The 20,538-nt window shown below is 66.9% G+C and carries 17 protein-coding genes; 6 read left to right on the top strand and 11 right to left on the bottom strand.

Annotated features, from left to right (window positions below; translation table 11 throughout):
- Positions 1 to 40: 40 nt before the first annotated feature.
- The 5 genes from CSC94_RS01550 (at position 41) to CSC94_RS01530 (ending at position 6,971) form a co-directional block, all read left to right on the top strand.
- Positions 41 to 2,836: a [protein-PII] uridylyltransferase gene (locus tag CSC94_RS01550; protein ID WP_099303038.1), complete on the top strand. Its 2,796-nt coding sequence runs from the start codon at positions 41 to 43 to the stop codon at positions 2,834 to 2,836.
- Positions 2,837 to 2,867: 31 nt separating this feature from the next.
- A complete protein-coding gene (murJ, locus tag CSC94_RS01545; RefSeq protein WP_099303036.1) occupies positions 2,868 to 4,451 on the top strand; it encodes a murein biosynthesis integral membrane protein MurJ in 1,584 nt (527 codons plus the stop codon).
- A gap of 151 nt (positions 4,452 to 4,602) precedes the next feature.
- On the top strand, positions 4,603 to 5,670 hold the full coding sequence (trpS, locus tag CSC94_RS01540) for a tryptophan--tRNA ligase (protein ID WP_099303034.1): 1,068 nt from the start codon (positions 4,603 to 4,605) through the stop codon (positions 5,668 to 5,670).
- 124 nt (positions 5,671 to 5,794) lie between these two features.
- Positions 5,795 to 6,286 carry a universal stress protein gene (locus CSC94_RS01535; RefSeq protein ID WP_099303032.1) on the top strand — a complete coding sequence of 164 codons (492 nt, stop codon included), beginning with the start codon at positions 5,795 to 5,797 and terminating at the stop codon, positions 6,284 to 6,286.
- Positions 6,287 to 6,395: 109 nt separating this feature from the next.
- The gene (locus CSC94_RS01530; protein WP_099303030.1) at positions 6,396 to 6,971 is read left to right on the top strand and encodes a NifU family protein; all 576 of its coding nucleotides are present in this window, start codon (positions 6,396 to 6,398) and stop codon (positions 6,969 to 6,971) included.
- A gap of 81 nt (positions 6,972 to 7,052) precedes the next feature.
- Here CSC94_RS01530 and CSC94_RS01525 read toward each other — a convergent pair whose 3' ends face one another.
- Positions 7,053 to 7,670: a L,D-transpeptidase gene (locus tag CSC94_RS01525; RefSeq protein WP_099303028.1), complete on the bottom strand. Its 618-nt coding sequence runs from the start codon at positions 7,668 to 7,670 to the stop codon at positions 7,053 to 7,055.
- 383 nt (positions 7,671 to 8,053) lie between these two features.
- Here CSC94_RS01525 and CSC94_RS01520 point away from each other — a divergent pair, with 383 nt between their 5' ends.
- A complete protein-coding gene (locus tag CSC94_RS01520) occupies positions 8,054 to 8,548 on the top strand; it encodes an MmcB family DNA repair protein (protein ID WP_099303026.1) in 495 nt (164 codons plus the stop codon).
- 221 nt (positions 8,549 to 8,769) lie between these two features.
- On the opposite strand, the gene CSC94_RS01515 is transcribed toward CSC94_RS01520, so the two are convergent.
- The 10 genes from CSC94_RS01515 to CSC94_RS01470 all read right to left on the bottom strand — a co-directional run bounded on the left by CSC94_RS01515 (position 8,770) and on the right by CSC94_RS01470 (position 20,474).
- Positions 8,770 to 9,333 (bottom strand): ActR/PrrA/RegA family redox response regulator transcription factor, encoded by a 564-nt coding sequence (locus CSC94_RS01515; RefSeq protein ID WP_099303024.1) that lies wholly within the window; start codon positions 9,331 to 9,333, stop codon positions 8,770 to 8,772.
- A 64-nt stretch (positions 9,334 to 9,397) separates the two neighbouring features.
- Positions 9,398 to 10,732, bottom strand: a complete 1,335-nt coding sequence (locus CSC94_RS01510; protein WP_099303022.1) for an ActS/PrrB/RegB family redox-sensitive histidine kinase — start codon at positions 10,730 to 10,732, stop codon at positions 9,398 to 9,400.
- 44 nt (positions 10,733 to 10,776) lie between these two features.
- A complete protein-coding gene (gene hrpB / locus CSC94_RS01505; protein ID WP_099303020.1) occupies positions 10,777 to 13,245 on the bottom strand; it encodes an ATP-dependent helicase HrpB in 2,469 nt (822 codons plus the stop codon).
- Positions 13,238 to 13,888: an ATP-binding cassette domain-containing protein gene (locus tag CSC94_RS01500; RefSeq protein ID WP_099303018.1), complete on the bottom strand. Its 651-nt coding sequence runs from the start codon at positions 13,886 to 13,888 to the stop codon at positions 13,238 to 13,240. The genes hrpB and CSC94_RS01500 overlap by 8 nt, the downstream gene beginning before the upstream one ends.
- A 16-nt stretch (positions 13,889 to 13,904) precedes the next feature.
- Positions 13,905 to 15,584 carry an ABC transporter permease gene (locus CSC94_RS01495; RefSeq protein WP_099303016.1) on the bottom strand — a complete coding sequence of 560 codons (1,680 nt, stop codon included), beginning with the start codon at positions 15,582 to 15,584 and terminating at the stop codon, positions 13,905 to 13,907.
- A 34-nt stretch (positions 15,585 to 15,618) separates the two neighbouring features.
- A complete protein-coding gene (locus tag CSC94_RS01490) occupies positions 15,619 to 16,806 on the bottom strand; it encodes an ABC transporter substrate-binding protein (RefSeq protein WP_205853223.1) in 1,188 nt (395 codons plus the stop codon).
- Between the two features lie 122 nt (positions 16,807 to 16,928).
- On the bottom strand, positions 16,929 to 17,873 hold the full coding sequence (locus CSC94_RS01485) for a hypothetical protein (RefSeq protein ID WP_099303014.1): 945 nt from the start codon (positions 17,871 to 17,873) through the stop codon (positions 16,929 to 16,931).
- The gene (locus CSC94_RS01480; protein ID WP_099303012.1) at positions 17,873 to 18,616 is read right to left on the bottom strand and encodes a sulfite exporter TauE/SafE family protein; all 744 of its coding nucleotides are present in this window, start codon (positions 18,614 to 18,616) and stop codon (positions 17,873 to 17,875) included. Before CSC94_RS01480 ends, CSC94_RS01485 begins: the two co-directional genes overlap by 1 nt.
- Before the next feature lie 7 nt (positions 18,617 to 18,623).
- Positions 18,624 to 19,934, bottom strand: coding sequence for a TRAP transporter large permease (locus CSC94_RS01475; RefSeq protein WP_099303010.1), 1,311 nt, complete (start codon positions 19,932 to 19,934; stop codon positions 18,624 to 18,626).
- Positions 19,935 to 19,940: 6 nt separating this feature from the next.
- Positions 19,941 to 20,474, bottom strand: coding sequence for a TRAP transporter small permease (locus CSC94_RS01470; RefSeq protein ID WP_099303008.1), 534 nt, complete (start codon positions 20,472 to 20,474; stop codon positions 19,941 to 19,943).
- Between the last annotated feature and the right edge of the window lie 64 nt (positions 20,475 to 20,538).

Raw genomic sequence — 20,538 nt, 5'->3', positions numbered from 1 at the left:
CGCGCCGCCCGCGCGCAAGACCGGACAAGGACCCGCATCCATGGCCCGAGTGGCACTGAAGCTGAACGAGATGATCGACGCCGATCAGCTGCGGGAAGCCCTGACCGCCCTGACGGGCACCGACGGCGACGGCTCGGACCTGGCCGTCCGGGCGCAGGTGCTTGCGCTGCTGAAGACCGCACTCCAAGACGGGCGGACGAGGGCCGAGGAGATGCTGCTGGCCGATGGCGGCGGCACGGCCTGCGCGATCCGGCTGTCGCATGTCATGGACGAGATCATCCGGGTTCTCTACGACTTCGCCGTCACCCACGTCTACCGGTCCAAGAACCCCAGCCAGGCCGAGCGCATGGCGGTGATCGCGGTCGGCGGCTACGGCCGCGGTACGCTGGCGCCCGGCTCCGATATCGATCTCCTCTTCCTGCTTCCCTACAAGCAGACGCCGTGGGGCGAGCAGGTGGTCGAATACATGCTCTACATGCTGTGGGACATGGGCCTGAAAGTGGGCCATGCGACCCGCAACATCGACGAGTGTATCCGCCTGTCGCGCACCGACATCACCATCCGCACCGCCATCCTGGAAGCCCGTTTCCTGTGGGGTGACGAGCCGCTCTGCGACGAAATGCTGGCCCGCTTCGACGAGGAGGTCGTCAAGGGGACGGGCGCGGAATACGTGCAGGCGAAGCTGGCGGAACGGGATGACCGGCACGCCAAGCAGGGCGAGAGCCGCTACAAGGTCGAGCCCAACGTGAAAGAGGGCAAGGGTGGCCTGCGCGACCTGCACACGCTGTTCTGGATCGGGAAGTATTTCTACCGTGTCCGCACCGCAGAAGAGCTGATCGAGAAGGGTGTCTTCACGCGAAAGGAATACAACATGTTCCGCCGCGCGGAGGATTTTCTCTGGGCGGTGCGCTGCCACATGCATTTCGTCACCGGCAAGCCGGAAGAACGGCTGCATTTCGAACTTCAGCGCGACGTCGCGGAACGGCTCACCTACCAGTCCAAGCCGGGTCTCTCGGCGGTCGAGCGCTTCATGAAGCACTATTTCCTCGTCGCCAAGGACGTAGGCGACCTCACCCGCATCTTCTGCGCCGAACTGGAAGAAGAGCAGGCCAAGAAGGCGCCCGGGTTCAACCGCTTTCTTTCCGGGTTCTCCCGGCGCAAGCGAAAGATTCCCGGCACGCAGGACTTCATCATCGACAACGACCGGATCAACATCGCCAGCGAGGACGTGTTCGAGACCGATCCGGTCAATCTCATCCGGCTGTTCTGGTTCGCTGACAAGCATGGCCTGGAATACCATCCGGACGCGATGCAGCTCGTGACGCGGTCGCTCAAGCTGGTCAACCGCGACCTTCGCCGCGACGAGGAAGGCAACCGGCTGTTCATGGACGTGCTGACGTCGGACCGCGACCCGGAAATGACGCTGCGGCGGATGAACGAGGCCGGCCTGCTGGGACGGCTCATCCCTGACTTCCGCAAGATCGTCGCGATGATGCAGTTCAACATGTATCACCACTACACGGTGGACGAGCACCTGCTGCGCTGCATCGGCGTGCTGTCGTCGATCGAGAAAGGCGAAGCCTCCGACATCCATCCGCTGGCCAGCCAGCTGATCCCGGAAATCAAGGCCAACCGCCGCATCCTCTACACGGCGCTGCTGCTGCACGACATCGCCAAGGGCCGGCCGGAAGACCACTCGGTGGCCGGCGCGCGCATTGCCAAGCGGCTTTGCCCGCACATGGGTCTCGACGCGACGGAGACGGACATGGTGGCCTGGCTGGTCCAGGAACACCTGACCATGTCGATGGTGGCACAATCGCGCGATCTCAACGACCGCAAGACGATCGAGGATTTCGCCGCAGTGGTGCAATCGGTCGAACGGCTGAAACTCCTCCTCGTGCTGACGGTATGCGACATCCGCGGTGTCGGCCCGGGCGTCTGGAACGGGTGGAAGGGGCAATTGCTGCGCACTCTGTTCTACGAGACGCTGCTGCTGCTGACCGGCGGCTTCTCGGAAGGCTCGCGGCACGAGCGCGCCGAGCGGGCCCGCCAGCGCCTCTCCGATGCCCTCAGCGATTGGGGACCAGAGGAAATCAAGGCCTATACCGATCTTCATTACTCGGCTTACTATCTCGTTACCGACCTGGAGGACCAGGTGCGCCACGCCCGGTTCATCCGCCGGACCCAGAAGGCCGGCAAGCCATTGGCAACGGAGGTTCGCACCCTGTCCTTCGAGGCGGTGACGGAAATCACCGTGCTGACGCCGGACCATCCGCGCCTGCTCTCGATCATCGCCGGGGCCTGCGCCGCGGCAGGGGCGAACATCGTCGACGCGCAGATCTTCACCACCTCCGACGGACGCGCGCTGGACACGATCCTGGTCAACAGGGAGTTCGACCAGGACGAGGACGAACTGCGGCGCGCCGCGCGGGTCGGCAAGCTGATCGAGGAGGCGCTCGCCGGAAAGACGCGGCTGCCGGACATGATCGAGAAGAAGACCAAGCCGAAGCGCAGGTCCAAGGCGTTCCGCATTCCGCCGGTCGCCGAGGTGCGCAACACGCTTTCGCACAAGTTTTCCGTGATCGAGGTGGAGGGCCTGGACCGCCCGGGCCTGCTCTCCGAACTGACCGGCGCGATCGCCGACCTGTCGCTCGACATCGCCTCGGCCCACATCACGACCTTCGGCGAGAAGGTGGTCGACACGTTCTATGTCACCGACCTCGTCGGTCACAAGATCGAGAACCCCACCCGCCAGGCCCGGATCAAGGCGGCGCTTACCGGCGTCCTGGAGGGCAATGCCGCCACAAACAAGCCGCGATCGGCAGCGATGACATGAGCCGTTCGGCTCTCCGGGGGGCTTCCAGGCCATGAGTCTCGTCAAGAAATTCGCCAGCGTCGGCGCCGCAACGATGGCGAGCCGTGTCCTGGGCTTTGCGCGCGAGGCGCTGATCGGCGCCGCGCTTGGCGCCGGGCCGGTCGCCGACGCCTTCTATGCCGCCTTTGGCTTTCCCAACCTGTTCCGGCGGCTGTTCGCGGAAGGCGCGTTCAACTCCGCCTTCGTGCCGCTGTTCGCCAAGGAGGTCGAGCGGGGCGGACTGGAGGGCGCGCGGCGGTTCGCCGAACAGGTGCTGGCAGCGCTCTCGGCCGTCCTGCTGCTGCTGTCCGGCCTTGCCATCCTCTTCATGCCCGGCCTTGTCGCCACGGTTGTCGCGCCGCTTTTCGCCGACACTCCCGACAAGTTCGCCATGACGGTGGACATGACACGGATCATGTTCCCGTACCTGTTCTGCATGTCGCTCGTGGCGATGTTCTCCGGCATCCTGAACTCGCTGCGCCGCTATTTCCTTGCTGCCATAGTGCCGGTGCTGCTCAACGTGATCCTCGTCGCTGTGGTGGCCGCGGCGCTCTGGCTCGGCGCCGCGCCGGCGGCGACCGGCTACTGGATGGCCTGGGGCGTCTTCGCATCGGGCTTCGCGCAGCTTGGCCTGCTGGCCACGGGCGTTGCGCGCGAGGGGCTGACGCTGCGTCTCATCCGGCCGTCGCTCACGCCGGAGGTCAAGCGGCTGCTGGCGCTGATGGGGCCAGCGATCATCACCGGCGGCGTGGTGCAGATCAACATCATGGTCGGCCGCATCATCGCCTCGGCGCAGGATGGCGCCATCGCGCTGCTGAACTACGCCGACCGAATCAACCAGTTGCCGCTCGGCGTGATCGGCATTGCCATCGGGGTCGTTCTGCTGCCCGAACTGGCCCGGGCGCTGGCGGCCAAGGACGACCGCGAGGCCCAGCACCTGCAGAACCGCAGCCTGGAATTCGCGCTCGGCCTGACGCTGCCGGCCGCCGTCGGCTTCATGGTCATGCCGGATCCGCTGGTCAACCTGCTCTACGAGCGCGGCGCCTTCACCGCCGAGACGACGCGGCTGACCTCGCAGGCACTGGCCGCCTTCGCCGCGGGCCTGCCGGCCTACGTGCTGATCAAGGTCTTCCAGCCGGCCTATTTTGCCCGCGAGGACATGAAGACGCCGCTCTGGTTCTCCATTGTCGCCGTGGCGGTCAACATCGGCTTTTCGCTTGTCTTCTTCACATCGCTCGGCCATGTCGCCATCGCTGCGGCGACCGCCATCTCGGCCTGGGTCAACTTCGTCCTCCTCGCCGGCACGCTCTGGCGCCGGAACGATTTCCGGCCGTCACCGACCACGCTGCGGCGGGTGATCATGATCGTCGTCTCAGCGGCCGTGATGGGGGCGATCGTCTACGCCATGCAACAGGCGCTGCCGGACTGGTTTGCCAGCCCCTCGCTCGGCGTCCGCCTCGCGGCAACGGCCGGAACCGTGCTGGTGGCCATGGTCGTCTATTTCGGCCTCGTCATCCTGACCGGCGGCCTCGACCGGCGGGAGCTGACGGGCGCGCTGCGGCGGCGGCGCAAGACGGCGGCAAAGTCCGAAGGCTGACGCTTTCCGGCAACATCCGGCAACACTTGGACAGGCATGCTTGCACAGGGCTTGATCCGGCCCGCCGGCTCGGCCATAAGCCGGGCCGAAACGCCTGCGGGGCATGGTGCCGCGCCGGAGCCCTCCACCAGCTTCACAGGACCTCACGCCCATGAGCAGCTTCAAGCCCCTCGTCTTTTCCGGCGTCCAGCCGACCGGCAATCTCACGCTCGGCAACTACCTCGGCGCCATCCGCAAGTTCGTCGCGCTGCAGGACAGCCACGAGTGCATCTACTGCGTCGTCGACATGCATGCCATTACCGTGTGGCAGGATCCGGCCGACCTGATGGCCGCCACGCGCTCGGTCGCCGCCGCCTATCTCGCTGCCGGCATCGACCCCAGCAAGCACATCGTCTTCAACCAGTCGCGCGTCGTCCAGCACGCCGAACTGGCCTGGGTGTTCAACTGCGTGGCGCGGATGGGCTGGCTCAACCGCATGACGCAGTTCAAGGAAAAGGCCGGCAAGGACCGCGAAAACGCCTCGGTCGGCCTGTTCGCCTATCCCAACCTGATGGCCGCCGATATCCTCGTCTACCGTGCGACGCACGTTCCGGTGGGCGATGACCAGAAGCAGCACCTGGAACTGACGCGCGATATCGCCCAGAAATTCAACAACGATTATTCCGACCGCATTGCGGACCTCGGGCTCGGGGTGGAGATGAAGGTCGGCGAGGAAGTGGTCAACGGCTATTTCCCGATCACCGAACCGATCATCGAGGGCCCGGCGGCGCGCGTGATGAGCCTGCGCGACGGTACGAAAAAGATGTCGAAGTCCGATCCGTCCGACCTGTCGCGCATCAACCTGACCGACGAGGCAGAGGCGATTGCGCGCAAGATCCGCAAGGCCAAGACCGATCCGGACGCGCTTCCCTCCGAGGTCCAGGGCCTCGAAGGGCGGCCGGAGGCAGCCAACCTTGTGGGCATCTATGCCGCGCTCAACGACATGAGCCGCGAGGATGTGCTGCGCGATTTCGGCGGCAAGCAGTTCTCCGAGTTCAAGCCGGCGCTCGCCGATCTCGCCGTCGCCAAGCTCGACCCGATCGCTGGCGAGATGCGCCGCCTGATGGCGGATCGCAGCCACATTGACCAGGTGCTGCGCGACGGCGGCGAGCGGGCATCGGCACTGGCCGAGCCGACGATGCGCGACGTGCGCAAGATCATGGGGCTGCTGACCAACTGATCGCCGGAGGTGGCCGGGACGGACCGCGGGGCCATGGCGTCCGGCGGTGGCAGCCCTGCTTGCCGCGGCGTGCCGGCAATGGCAATGTGCGTCCCGCGAGAGGGTAAGAACAGGACATTCAAGCATGGTCTCGAGACGGCTGAGCCACGAGGCGGGGCATCGTCGCAAGTTTCTTGCGGTCATTGACGGAACACCGGAATGCGAGCGCGCGGTCGCCTATGCCGGGCGGCGGGCGCTGAACACGAGCGGCGCGCTGGTGCTGGTCTACGTGATCGAGCCGGGGGATTTCCAGCACTGGCTCGGCGTCGAGCAGATCATGCGCGAAGAAAGCGAAGCCGCGGCCAACGAGGCCCTCAACTCGCAGGCGGAGCGGATTCGGGCCTCGCTCGGGATCGAGCCGGAACTGGTGATTCGCGAAGGCAAGAAGTCCGAGCAGATCCATGCGCTGATCGAAGAGGACCAGGACATTGCCATCCTCGTGCTGGCCGCCGGAACCTCGACGGAAGGTCCGGGCCCGTTAGTCGCGTCGGTCGCGGGCAAGGGTGCGCCCTTCCCGATCCCGGTAACGGTCGTGCCGGCCAGCGTGACCGACGAGGATATCGAAAGCCTGGCGTGAGGCGTACTTGCCGTTCGCCTCGCACCGCCTTACATTTGGAATGGTTCTAAACGAACCCCGATGATACGGTCTGCGGACCTTGACCCGCAGGACGCATGGAGGTTTTGACATGTTCATCCAGACGGAAGCGACGCCAAATCCGGCGACGCTCAAATTCCTGCCGGGACAGGTTGTCCTTGCGGATGGTACCGCGGATTTCCGCGACAGCGAGACCGCGGAGGCCCGTTCGCCGCTCGCCGCGCGCCTCTTCGGCGTGCCGGGCGTGACCGGCGTATTCTTCGGCTATGATTTCGTGACCGTGACCAAGGACGAGGGTCCGGACTGGCAGCACATCAAGCCGGCCGTTCTCGGCGCGATCATGGAGCATTTCATGACCGGCGCGCCGGTCATGGCCGCCGACGAAGGCGCCGGGGCGGATCTCGCTTCGGGCGAAGAGTTCTACGACAAGGCCGATGAGGACCTGGTGGTGACCATCAAGGAACTGCTCGACACGCGCGTGCGGCCGGCCGTCGCCCAGGACGGGGGTGACATCACTTTCCGCGGGTTCGAGAACGGTACTGTCTACCTGCACATGAAGGGCGCCTGCGCGGGCTGCCCGTCGTCGACGGCCACGCTCAAGCATGGCATCCAGAACCTGCTGCGCCATTTCGTACCGGAAGTGGAGCAGGTCGAGCAGGTGGCCTGATACCGGGCCACGGCTGCCTCGTCGCATGAAAAAGCCGGGCTCGAGGCCCGGCTTTTCCGTTTCCGCCCGGACCGGGCAGAGTTACATGACGATGACCTTGGCACCGACCTCGACGCGATTGTAGAGATCGATCACGTCCTGGTTCATCAGGCGGATGCAGCCCGACGAGACGTTGCCGCCGATGGAGTTCCATTCCGGCGATCCATGCAGGCGATAGCCCGTGTCACCCTTCTTGTTGAAGAGATACATGGCGCGGGCACCCAGCGGATTGCGAAGGCCGGGATCCATGCCGTCGCGATACTTGGCCAGCTTGGGCTCACGCTTGATCATCTCGGACGGCGGCGTCCAGGTCGGCCACTCCCGCTTCATGCCGACGCGCGCCGTGCCGGACCACTCGAAGCCCTCGCGGCCGACGCCGATGCCGTAGCGCATGGCCCGGCCATCATCCATGACATAGTAGAGGAACTTCGCATCGGTATCGACGATGACCGTGCCCGGCTTTTCCTTGGTCTCGTAGCGGATCATCTGGCGGTGATATTTCTGCGGAACCTTGGAAATCGGGATCCGCGGAAGCTGGTAGCCCGCGTCCTTCACGACGCCGTAGGACGTGGAATAGGTGCGGATGGCGGTTCCCGAACAGCCGGCCAGCGCAGCTGCCAGCGTGACGCCCATGGCGACGGCGATAGATTTGAACTTCATTGTGGATCCCGGTCCCTCAAACATGGCCAAGCTCGAATCGAGCCATAATTCAAACACAGAAATTAATATCGGAATTTTATGGTTGCCAAGTGGTTAATGGGCGCGCGAAACCGTTACCCGGCGAGTCCAGTGATGACCTATGGTTTTTCCGCCACAGAAAAACAAAGCTATTTCAATATTATGATCTTCGGAAAATATCGAAGGCAAGTTTTCTCATGAATATCGGCGTGCCCGCGCAAGAATCCGGCCCGCCAGGCGGACGGAACAGGCACCGTTTGCCTTGCCGCCCGCATATGATGCGTGGGATGCCCGCTGCGCGTTGATGCCTGCGGCGATCGGGCAGCGGCCTTTCCAAATCCGTCTGTTCATGGCATGTTCTCCCTATGGCCCTAGTCGCGACATCCTTTTCCAACCCGCTATCCGATGGCCGCCAGTCCGCGCGGGCGCTCTTGGTGCGGCGCGGAGTCCAGCGCCTGCTCAACGAGATGAAAGCGGTCATGCTGGCCGAGGTGACGCTGGCCACGGGGCGGCGTGCCGACCTCATGGTCATGACCGACAAGGGCGACTTCTGGATCGTCGAGATCAAGTCGTCAGTGGAAGATTTCCGCACGGACAAGAAATGGCCTGATTACCGGGACTGGTGCGACCGGTTCTATTTCGCGACCCATCCGGACGTCCCGGCCGACATCTTCCCCGACGATGCCGGGTTCTTCCTGTCGGACGGCTATGGCGCGGAACTGATGCGTGAAGCGCCGGAACACCGGTTGGCGCCCGCCCGGCGAAAGGCCATGACCGCGCGTTTCGCCCGGATCGGGGCGCAGCGGCTTCTGGCGGCCGAATGGGCCGGCATCACCATCGACACCGGGGACGCGGGCTAGAGCAATTCCCGCGAAAGCAGACACCGGTTTCGCGTCCGGAACTGCGTAAGAACGACAGCGAAGAGCCTTGGAGCGATGCAGCGAAAGCCGGAATTGCCCTGACGTCTATCCGCCATTTTCCAGACTGGCACGAACTCCCGCCGCCGCGCTTGTCAAGCAAACCCGGAAACAGCTTCCGGCCGGAACCTCTCCTCACGAAGGACCCGGCCCCCTGCTTGATGCTACCTCGGCGCGCGCTTGGCCAGGATCCGTTGCAGCGTCCGGCGGTGCATGTTGAGGCGGCGCGCGGTTTCCGAGACGTTGCGGTCGCAGGCCTCGTAGACGCGCTGGATGTGCTCCCATCGAACCCGGTCAGCCGACATGGGATTCTCGGGCACCTCGGCCTTGCCGTCCGGATCGCGGACGAGCGCGGCGAAGATCTCGTCGGCATCGGCCGGCTTGGCGAGATAGTCGATCGCCCCCAACTTGACCGCCGTGACCGCGGTAGCAATGTTGCCATAGCCGGTCAGGACGATGATCCGGGCATCGGGCTGGACCTTGCGGATCGCCTCGACCACGTCCAGTCCATTGCCGTCGCCAAGCCGCATGTCCACAACGGCATAGTCGGGAGCGCCCGCCTCGACATGCGCCAGGGCCTGGGCCACCGAATCGGCGGCGAGCACCTCGAAGCCGCGGCTTTCCATGGCCCGCACCACGCGCGTCTGAAACGGTTTGTCGTCCTCGACGATCAGAAGCCTTGCGCCTTCGACCGAAACCGGTCCAGCCTCGTCTTCCAGATCATTCATTCTGCACTCCTCGTTTGCGTTGCAGTGTCGCGCGCCAATCTGCCGCGGCCATAAGATGCAAGTCCTATGCAGGATTTATCAAGTCATTCCCTTGCGCCAGATCAACCGGCGCCTCGATGGTGTCGCGGCTCCACCGGGCACGCACACGCGCCCCCAGCCGGTCCCGCCAGGCATTGGAGAAGGAGAGCGTCGCCCCCGATCGTTCCAGAAGCGTCTTGGCGATGAACAGGCCGAGGCCCAGCCCGCCGCCGGACGACTGCTCGCTGCCCGCCCGGGACGTCGTGTAGGGCTCGCCGATGCGGGCGAGGATTTCCGGCGAATAGCCGCGCCCGTCATCGGTGATCTCGATCCAGATCTCGTCCACGGTCCAGCCCCAGGCGATCGACACCGAAGCGTTTGCGAAATCGACGCCGTTCTCCAGCAGGTTGCCCAATCCGTACATCATGCCCGGGTTACGCTTGAGCACCGGTTCCGGACCATCGCCCGGTTCGGGCAGAAGGCGGATTTCGATGCCAAACTCGCGATGCGGCGCCACCACCTCGTCGACCAGCGACGACAGCGGCAGGCGGCCGATGTGCATCTCGCCCTCGCTCGACAGGCTGGTTAGCCGGCGCAGGATGTCGCGGCATCGCTGCGACTGGGAACGCAGGAGGCCGACATCCTCGCGCAGCGGTGAATCGTCGGGCAGATCGCGTTCCATTTCGCGCGCCACGAGGGCAATGGTCGCCAGCGGCGTGCCGAGTTCGTGGGCGGCGGCGGCGGCCAGGCCATCGAGCGCGGACAGGTGCTGCTCGCGCTGCAGCACCAGTTCGGCCGATGCCAGCGCGGTGGCCAGCGTTCGCGCCTCGTCGGCAACGCGAAACGCGTAGATGCCGGTGAAGGCGAGGCTGGAAACCAGCGCCATCCACATGCCGGCCACGTAGAGGAAGGGCAGCGGCAGGTCGCGGCCATCGAGCCAGGGCAACGGCAGGTGCAGCACGGCCAGAAGCGAGGCGGCGGCCAGCACGAGCAGACCCAGCATGAGCGTGTGACGGACCGGCAGCGAGGCGGCGGAAATGATCACCGGTACCATGAGCAGCATGGAGAAGGGATTGGTCATCCCGCCGGTCATGTAGAGCAGGCCGGCCAGTTGCAGCGCATCGAAGGCAAGCACCCCGAGCGATGCCGACTCCGACAGGCGAAATGTCGGAGGGTAGCGAAATGCCAGGAAGATGTTGAGCCAGGCCGAACAGGCAATCAGCGCGAGACAGAGCAGGATCGGAAAGGGAAAGTCGAGCCAGAAATGCACCACGACGACGGCGATCGTCTGACCGGTGACCGCCAGCCAGCGCAGCCGGATCAGCGTGTTGAGACGCAGGCGGCGCGCGGTGACCGGATCGGGCGTGGCTACGGTTTCCATGGCGCCTATATGCACTGCCGATCGGTCATCGCCAAGCCTTGCCGTCACGTGCCGCGCGGCTTGGCACGGCTGGTCGCCTGCGCCTGCGCGGGATCTTCCGGCCAGACATGCTTGGGGTAGCGCCCGCGCATGTCGGAGCGGACATCCTTCCAGGAGCCGGACCAGAAGCCAGGCAGGTCGCGGGTCGTCTGGATCGGCCGGTGCGCCGGCGACAGGAGTTCCAGCGTCAGCGGCACGGAGCCACCGGCAATCGAGGGATGGTCGGTCAATCCGAACAGTTCCTGGACGCGGATGGCCAGCACCGGGCCATTGTCCTCGTAGCGGATCGGAAGCCGGCTGCCGGAGGGGGCATCGTAATGGGTCGGGGCAAGACGATCGAGCTGGCGTTGAAGGTCATGCGGGACGCGGGACATCAGGGCCGCGTGCAGGTGCGGCTTCAACGCGGCCAGCGAAGCATCACCCGTGACGAAGGGGGCCAGCCAGTCATCCAGAACGGCCAGCAGGGCGTCTTCGTCCATCGATGGCCAGGGGTCGCCAAGGCCGCGGTGGAGCCAGTCCAGGCGGGCGCGCAGCGTCCGCGTCTCCTTGCTCCAGGGCAGGATTTCCAGCCCGTGTTCGCGAATGGCGGACAACAGCGCCTGCACCGCCTCCTCGCCCGTCGGCGCGGCCAGCGGCTTGTGCGAGAGGACGAGCGCGCCGAGGGCCTCGACGGCCCGGGCCCTGACCGTGCCGGTGTTGCGGTCGAACTCGGCGCCCGTGCGCCGCTCGATGCGGCCGGCGAGCGCGGAGCGGATGGCGGCCTCGTTCGCCGCGGCAGCGGCCAGGATGCGCGCGTTCTGCGCGATCCCCGTCATGTCGGCGACGACGAGAAACCCTTCCCCGGCCAGCGGATCGGTTTCCTCCAGGCGCGCCCCGCGCCCGTTGGCCAGCAGGAAACGGCCACGGGCGCCACGCGCCATGGCGACGCGATCCGGCCATGCGTGCAGGAGCAATTCGCCCGCGCCCGGCGTCGCGTCCTGCCGCTCAGCGGCGCCGGCGGCCCGGACCGCCTGGCGTGCGATGCCGGCAGCCAGCTTTCGGGCCGACGTCGCGCGAGGCGAACGGTCACGGGCGAACCCGTCGAGGCGGCGGTCAAGATCGGTCGCCGTGCCGCCAAGCCCGCGCTCGGTGAGAAGCACGGCAAGGGCAGCGGCCTGCCCGGCCGCCCTGTCGGCCGTGGCCCCGATCACCATGTGGGCCAGGCGGACCGGCAGGGCGAGTGCGCGCATGGCCTTGCCGGTCTGAGTCAGTTGGCCGGCTGAATCGAGTGCGTCCAGCGACTGCAGCAGGCGGCGGGCCTCCGCGAGCGCGGGCGCCGGGGGCGGATCCAGAAAGGCAAGCATGGCGGGATCGGTGACGCCGAAGGCAGCGCAGTCGAGCAGCAGGCCGGAGAGATCGGCGGCAAGGATTTCCGGCGGTGCGAAGGCCGTCAGTGCGCCGGTCTGGCCCTCTTGCCACAGCCGGATGGCCATGCCCGGTTCCGTCCGGCCGGCACGGCCGGCGCGCTGATCGGCGGCAGCCCGCGAAACCTTGACCGTTTCCAGCCGCGTGATGCCGGTGGCCGGTTCGAAGACAGGCTGGCGCGACAGGCCGGAGTCGATGACGATCCGCACGCCGTCGATGGTGATCGACGTCTCGGCGATCGACGTGGCGAGCACGACCTTGCGGCGGCCCTGCGGCGCGGGGCGGATTGCCATGTCCTGCGCCTTGCCGTCCATGGCGCCGAACAGCGGCACGATATCGGTATTGGCGGGAACCGCTCCTTCCACCCGTTCGGCGGTGCGCATGATCTCGCGCTGGCCCGGAAGGAAGGCAAGCACGCTGCCGGTTTCGCCGGCCAGGGCGCGGCGGATGGCCGCTGCCATGGCATCCTCGACCGGAACACCGGGATCGCGCGGCTGATGACGCACATCGACGGGAAAAGCGCGGCCCTTGCTCTCGATGACCGGCGCCCCGTCCAGCAGGGCGGCGACGCGGGCGCCGTCCAGCGTGGCCGACATGACGAGAAGGCGCAGGTCATCACGCAATCCCGCGGCGATATCGAGCGCCAGGGCAAGGCCGAAATCGCCATCCAGCGAGCGTTCGTGGAACTCGTCGAACAGCACCGCAGAGACGCCGGCAAGTTCGGGATTGTCGAGCGCCATGCGGGCGAAGACGCCTTCCGTGACCACCAGGATGCGGGTCCTGGCGGACTGGCGGCTGTCCATGCGCATGGCATAGCCGACGGTTCCGCCGACCTCCTCGCCCAACAGTGTGGCCATGCGGCGGGCGGCGGCGCGGGCCGCCAGCCGGCGCGGCTCCAGCAAAATGATGCGGCCTGCGGCGGCCCAAGGCGCGTTCAGCAGGTGAAGCGGCACCAGCGTGGTCTTGCCGGCACCCGGCGGTGCCACGAGGACCGCGCTGCGCCCCCGGGCAAGGGCGGTATCCAGATCCGCCAGGACTCCGGTGACCGGCAGGACGGGCAGGTCAGGCATCGCCGCCGACCTCGACTACGCGGCCACCTGCAGCCTCTGCATCGGCGGCATCGTGCGTGACCATGATGACCGGCAGGCCGGACTGCCTGGCGGTGGAAAAGACGAGGCTGCGCATCTGGCCGCGCAGCGTGGCGTCGAGCTTGGAAAAGGGTTCGTCGAGCAAGAGCATGCGCGGATCGGACAGCAGCACGCGGGCAAGCGCAACACGGGCCTTCTGGCCGCCCGACAGCGTGTCGGGATGGCGCGGGCCGAAGCCTTCCAGGCCGATGTCGTCCAGTGTCCGGGCGGCGATTCGGCGGCGTTCCGCCCGGGCGGCAACGGTGGGCGGAATGGCAAACAGCAGGTTCTGCTCCACGCTCATGTGCGGAAACAGCAACGGGTCCTGGAACAGGATGCCGGCGTGGCGCTGTTCGGGCGGCAGCGCGGTGATGTCGAGGTCTCCCGACCGCACGCGGCCGGACGCGGCGAAGACAGGGTCGAGGAAGCCGGAGACATAGGCCAGCAAGCTCGACTTTCCCGACCCGGACGGACCCATGACAGTGAGCACCTCGCCCGGCAGGACGGTGGCCGACACCGACAGCAGCACCCGGCCGCGCAGGGCGATGGAAACGCTCTCCAGCGTGAGGGGGCAGGCTGCGGTCATCGGGTTCCGGCCATGGTCAACTGAGGCGCCTGCGCCATAGCAGTGCCGGAACGAGGCTGGCAATGGCAAAGCCGATGACCGGCAGCAGCATCTGCAGGAAGGCATAGACGCCGATGACGCGCCTGTTGCCGCCGGACGCGAGCGCCACGGCCTCGGTGGTGATGGTCGTCAACCGCCCTGCACCGACCAGAAGCGTGGGCAGGTACTGGCCGACGGACACCGCGAAGCCGACAGCGGCGGCGGCCAGGACCGCGCGCGCCATCATCGGCATGCGGATGCGCCAGAACGTCCTCAGGCGCGAGGCGCCGAGGCCGGCGGCAATGGTCTCGTAACGGCGGTCGTAGGCCCGCCAGGGATCGGACAGCGACAGGAAGACATAGGGCATGACGAAGACGAGATGGGCAAGGACGAGCGCCGACAGGCCCGGCTCGGCGCGGATGCCGATCAGCAGCAACTGCAGGCCGAAAAGAAAGGCCGCCTGGGGTACGATCAGCGGCAGGTAGACCAGCCACAGAAGGCGGCCGGGAGGCGCCATGGTCTCGTCCTCGCGGCGCAGGCAGAGAATGGCGAGGACCGTCGCGATGGCCGCCGCCAGGATGCCGACGGTGAAGGTGACCGTCAGCGGTCCGGCGAGTTGCGGCAGGGCGCGCTGCCAGCTGCGCATCGTAAATGCCTGCGGCAGGGCGTCCGGAAACTGCCAGAGCCCGGCCACCGACCAGATGGCGAGCAGGACCAGGCCGGCGCCGATCGTCAGCGCGGAGAGGCCCGGCAGGACAAGCGCGGCGGCCCGCAGCGCCCTGTCGCGCCGGCCGCGCCAGCCGCCATCGCGCAGCCAGGCGAGGAGGCCGCCGCCGACGCGTTCGAGCGCCAGCCAGAGCAGGCAGGCGAGTGCCGTGATGCCCAGTTGCAAGATGGCGCCGGCGGAGGCAAAGAAGCGCATCGCCAGGTCGGGATCGTTCATCCAGCCGACGAGCCTGACCGCCAGCGGCGCGGGGGCGACCGGCCCGAGGATAACCGCGACATCGACGACGGAGGTGGAAAAGGCGAGGACCGCGAGGACCGCAAGCCGGAGCTGGCGGTAGAGCGGCGGCCAGGCGAAGAAGAGGAAGCCGGCGATGCGGCCGTGACCGAGCGAGGCGGCCAGGCGGCGGGTTTCGGCCAGGCGGACCTGCGGCAGCGCAGCCAGCGCGATCAGCAGCAGGAAGGGGATTTCCTTGGCCACGAGTCCGGCGATCATGGCCAGTCCCATGGCATCGTGGACGAGAAGGACGTCGGGCGGCGCGGTCCAGCCGGTGAGGCCCGGCGATACGATGCGGGCCAGCCAGCCGGACGGCGCGACGAGGAAAGCGAGACCGAAGGCGGCCGCTGCATGGGGCACGGAGAGCAGCGGCGAGAGCAGGTGCTGGAGCCTTCCGAAGAGCGGCGTGCCGGCATGGGCGGCGACGAAGAGGGCGACGCCGGCCAGCGACACGACCGTGGCCGCCAGTCCGGCGAACAGGCTGACGAGGCAGGACTGGACAAGACCGGGCTGGGCGGAAAGGTGGCGGAACGGCTCAAGGCTGAAGCGGTCGCCACCGAGCGCCGGCAGATAGCCGAAAGCCGGAACCAGCGTTCCGGCGAGACCGGCAACGACCGGTCCGGCCAGCAGGGCGATCGCCAGCGGCGGTCCCAGGCGGGCGACCGGGAACCCGGTCAACGGCGGCAACCGGCGCGGACGAGGCCGGGCGGCGTCAATTGGCGACGCCGTAGCGGCGTGTCCATTCCTCCTCCAGCCGCGTCATCCAGCTTGCGTGGGGCTCGGGAATGGCGGGGCCGAGCCGGTCCGGCGGCAGGGTTGCGACGCCGAGGTCGAGTTCCTCGAATCGGGCCCGGTCCTCCTCGGACAAACGGTCCATGGCCAGAACCGTGGGATCCCCCCAGACATCGGGGTTCTGCTTGCGGACCTGGGCTTCCGGCGAGAGCAGGAAATTGGCGGTCACCAGCGCGCCGGCCTTGGCCTTCGCGTTGAACGGAACGGCGACGAAATGGGTGTTGGAGAGCGTGCCCTTGGGGAAGATGAAGGAACGCACCGTGTCGGGCAGTTCACCGGCGGCGATGGCATTGGACGCCTCGGCCGGATTGAAGGCGAAGATGATCTCGACCTCGCCGTCGGCGAGCATCTGCTTCATCGCAGGATAGTTCTTCGGAAAGGCCCGGCCCTGCCGCCACATCAGCGGATGAAGCTCGTCGAGATAATCGAAGAGCGGCTTGGCGACCGCGTCGAAATCGGCCTCGACGACCGGCTTCTGCAGCACCGCGGGGTCGGCAACGCGCTCGCTCAAGACCTGCTTGAGAAAGCTGGACCCGATGAAATCCGGCGGCTGCGGATAGGAGAAGCGGCCCGGGTGGGCCCTTGCCCATTCCAGGAGGCCGGCCGTGTCCTTCGGCATGGAGTCCGCATCGGTGCGGGCACTGTCGTGGAAGAAGACCAGCTTGGCCATGCCCCAGGGACTCTCCAGCCCGTCGGTCGGAATGGTGAAGTCGACCGTGATGGTCGGCTTGTTTTCGACGTCGACATATTTCCAGTTGGGCAGCTTGTCGGCCCAGCCGGGCGAGAACAGGAGACCCTGCTTCTTCATCGAGGCGAAGTTCTCTCCGTTGATCCAGACGAGATCGACGGTACCGTCCTTGGTCTTGCCAGCGGCCTTCTCCGCCACCACGGTGGCGACGGCGGTCGCGGTGTCCTCGAGCTTCACCTGCACCAGCGTGACGCCATAGCGGTTCTGCAGTTCCTCGCCCGCCCAGCCGATGTAGGCGTTGATGTTCTCCGACCCGCCCCAGGCGTTCCAGTAGACGGTCTGGCCGCGGGCCGCATCGAGGACGGCATCCCAGTCGGCCGGGTCGGGATCGGCGGCAAAGGCCGGCGTGGCGCCAAGCATGGCGGCGAAAAGCGGGGCAAAAAGGCGTTTCAAGCGACTACTCCGTCTGGAACGGGCCATGGGGCCCATTCAATTTCCGGCTGTTTTCGCGCCCTCTTGCGCGAAGGTCAATCACGGCCGGGTCACTTGCCCGTGACGGGGCGGGCGTAGAGCCAGCCAAGCAGCACCGGAGTCAGGTACATGGGGATCTGGTAGCAGCCGATGAAAAGCAGCAGCGGATCGGTCACCGCCGGCGGCAGCGCGACGAGAAAAAGGGCAATGTTGCGGTTGCCGGCGATGATGGCCAGCGGCACCCGCTCGCCCGCCAGGGCGGTGCGGCCGAGCAGGGCAAAGGCGGCGACCTGGAACCCGAGGTTGGCGGCACAGGCAACGCCCAGCCAGAGCACGAAGCCCCACGGGTCCGCGCGCAGGGCCGGACCGACCGCTGACATGAGCCCGACCACGACCACGGCCATGGCCAGCGCCGACAGGCCGTCGATGGCGGCTACGACGCGCGGCCCGGGATTGCGCAGCAGCCAGGCGCGAATGGCGAAGGCCACCACGGAGGCCACGAGGATGACCGCGAGCAGGCGCGCGGAGGCCGACGCCACGGCCAGCGCGCCGCCCAGTTCCGGCAGGAGCGCGAAGACCGGAAAGGCCGTCAACGGCAGGATGGCGGTGCCCAGAACCAGCAGGCGCAAGGCGGGGGCCGGGTCATGGCCGGTCAGCACGGCAAGGTTCGGACTGCCGGAAATGGAAGAGCCCGACAGCATGAGCATAAGGGACATGGCAAGGCCCGAGGCCTGCATGCCCGCGGCGGCGAACAGGGCATAGGCAGCAAGCGGCAGGACGAGCTGGTAGACAAGGGCAAGGCCCAGCGTGCGCGGAAAGGCGGCCAGCGACCCGAAGGCCTGGCGCGGCCCGATGCGCAGCGCCGCCAGAAACAGCAGGCCCGCGACCATTTCCTGCAGCCAGGGACGCATGGCGTGGGCGAGGTCCGGCAGCGCCATGCCACCGACGAGACCGGCGATCAGGATGAGCCGCCCGTGGCGGGCACAGAAGCCGAGCAAATCCAGCAGGCCTGCCATCACGCCAATCCGCGCAGGACGAGGATGACGGCGGCCACGGCGGCGACGGTCAGCAGCGCCGGGCGATAGCGCTTGTCAAAGCGGCCGGCCAGGAGGCGGGCGACCAGCCAGCCGGCCAGCATGCCGGGTACCATGATCAGTGCCAGGGCGAGATCGCGTGGTCCGGCCCAGCCGGACAGGTGCAGGCCGACGAGGGACAGCGCACAGCCGACGGCGAAAAAGGCCGCCAGCGTGGGGCGTGCCTGGCCGGCCGGGCGATCCTGGTAGACGATGGCCAGCGGTGGCGCGCCGACCGAGGTGATGGTACCCATGAGGCCCGAAACGGTGGCCATGGCGACCAGGCTCGGCCGGCTGAATTTCAGGCGCCAGCCGGCGACCGACAGCAGGACGGCCAGCCCGACCATCAGGCCGAAGACCAGCGAGAAGGCCTTGCGGTCGGAAATCCAGACCAGGACGGCGGTGGCCACGACCACGCCAATGAGGCGGCCGACCGCGGCGGTCCAGACCTCCGGCCAGACAACCGCGCCGCGCTCGTCAAACGCGGTCCACGCGGAGGTCGCCAGGCCGAGATAGAGCGTGGAAACCGGTACGAGCTGCGGATCGATCAGGGCCAGCAGGGGGGCGGCGGTCAGGCCGAACCCCATGCCGAGGCCGAACTGGACGACGGCGGCGACCATGGCAATGAAAACCACCGCGACGGCCACCCAGGGCGCGGCCGCAACATGGGCAAAGGCATCCTGCATGCGCGGCTCAGCCCGGCCGCTGGCGGATGTTGTCGGGCAGCCACGTCGCCAGGTCCGGGAAGGCGATGAGCACGAAGACCATCACGACCATGATCAGGAACATGGGCAGGGCGGCGCGCGCGATGAAGTTCATCTCGTGATGGGTCATGCCCTGCAGCACGAAGAGGTTGAAGCCGATCGGCGGGGTGATCTGGGCCATCTCCACCACGACGACAATGAAGATGCCGAACCAGATGAAATCGATGCCGGCCTGGCGGATCATCGGCTCGACCACCGCCATGGTGAGCACGACGGAGGAGATGCCATCCAGGAAGCAGCCGAGGATGATGTAGAAGACCAGCAGCGCCATGAGAAGCTGGAAGCGCGACAGCTCCAGCGAGGCAATGAAATCGGCGAGGCCGCGCGGCAGTCCGGTGAAGCCCATAGACAGGGAGAGGAAGGCGGCACCGGCGAGAATGAGGGCGATCATGGCGGAGGTGCGCACCGCGCCCATGAGGCTTTCGGAAAAGGTGGAGACCGTCAGCGAACCCTGCGACGCCGCAAGCATGAGCGCGCCGATGACGCCAAAGGCCGCGGCCTCCGTCGCCGTGGCATAGCCGAGGTACATCGAACCGATCACGACGAGGATGAGGCTGATGACCGGGATGAGGAACCGCGAGTTCTTCACCTTCTCCATGAAGGTCATCGCGGGTTCCTCGTCGGGCGTGAAATCCTTCGAGAACCGCGACATGATCGCCACGTAGGCCATGAACATGGCGGCCAGGACCAGGCCCGGGAAGACGCCGGCCATGAAGAGCTTGGTGATCGATTCATTGATCGTGACGCCATAGACGATGAGCGTCAGCGACGGCGGGATCATCAGGCCGAGCGTGGCCGCGCCGGCCAGCGTGCCGATGATCATGCGTTCGGGATAGCCGCGCTTGCGCAACTCGGGAATGGACATCTTGCCGACCGTCGTCAGTGTGGCGGCCGACGAGCCGGAGACCGCGGCAAAGACGGTGCAGCCGACGATGTTGGTGTGGACGAGGCCGCCTGGCAGCGGCGCCATCCAGGGCGACAGGCCCCTGAACATGTCCTCCGACAGGCGCGTCCGGTAAAGGATCTCGCCCATCCAGATGAAGAGCGGCAGGGCCGTCAGCGTCCACGACGAGGACGAGGTCCAGATCGTGGTGATCATGGCATCGCCGACCGGACGGCTGGTGAAGAGTTCCATGCCGACATAGGCGACGCCGAGCAGCGACAGGCCGACCCAGACGCCGGAGCCCAGCAGCAGGAACAGGACGAAGAGGAAAATCGCGATGGGAGCGAGCTGTTCCATGACGCGTCACTCCGCGTGGCTCTGGCTGACGGCATCGGTGGTGATGCCATGCGAGCCTGTGACAAGGAGGCGGACGAGATGATCCCAGAAGGCGATGGCCAGCAGTACCGTGCCGGCGACCATGGAGATCTGCGGAATCCAGATCGGCGTCGCATCGAGGCCCTGGCTGATGTCTTTCAGCTTCCAGGACCACCAGGCGCCGCGCACCGCGTACCAGGCGAAATAGGTGGAGGCGGCGGTGCCGATGACAAAGCACCAGACCTCGCCCCAGTACCGCTTTTCGCCAAGCGCCGAGAGGAACAGCGAGACGCGGATATGGGCGCCGTGATTGAGCGCGTAGGCAAAGGCGAAGAAGGAGGCGCCCGCCATGCAGTAGCCCGCATAGTCGGTGGCGCCGGGGAAGACGTGGCCGGTCCAGCGCGCCAGCATCTGCAGGACGATCAGCATGAGGATCGCCACGGTGAAAAAGGCTGCGATGATGCCACCTGCCAGGTACAGGGCATCGAGAATGCGGCGCAGCACGCGGCCAGCGGCAAGCATGGCTATCCCCCTTGCGCGGTCTAAACGACGGGAACGTGAATGGATGGTCGAGGGGCCGGCAGCG

It is taken from the genome of Zhengella mangrovi (genome assembly GCF_002727065.1).
Lineage (GTDB): Bacteria > Pseudomonadota > Alphaproteobacteria > Rhizobiales > Rhizobiaceae > Zhengella > Zhengella mangrovi.
This window is presented reverse-complemented; position numbering and strand designations above follow the sequence as displayed.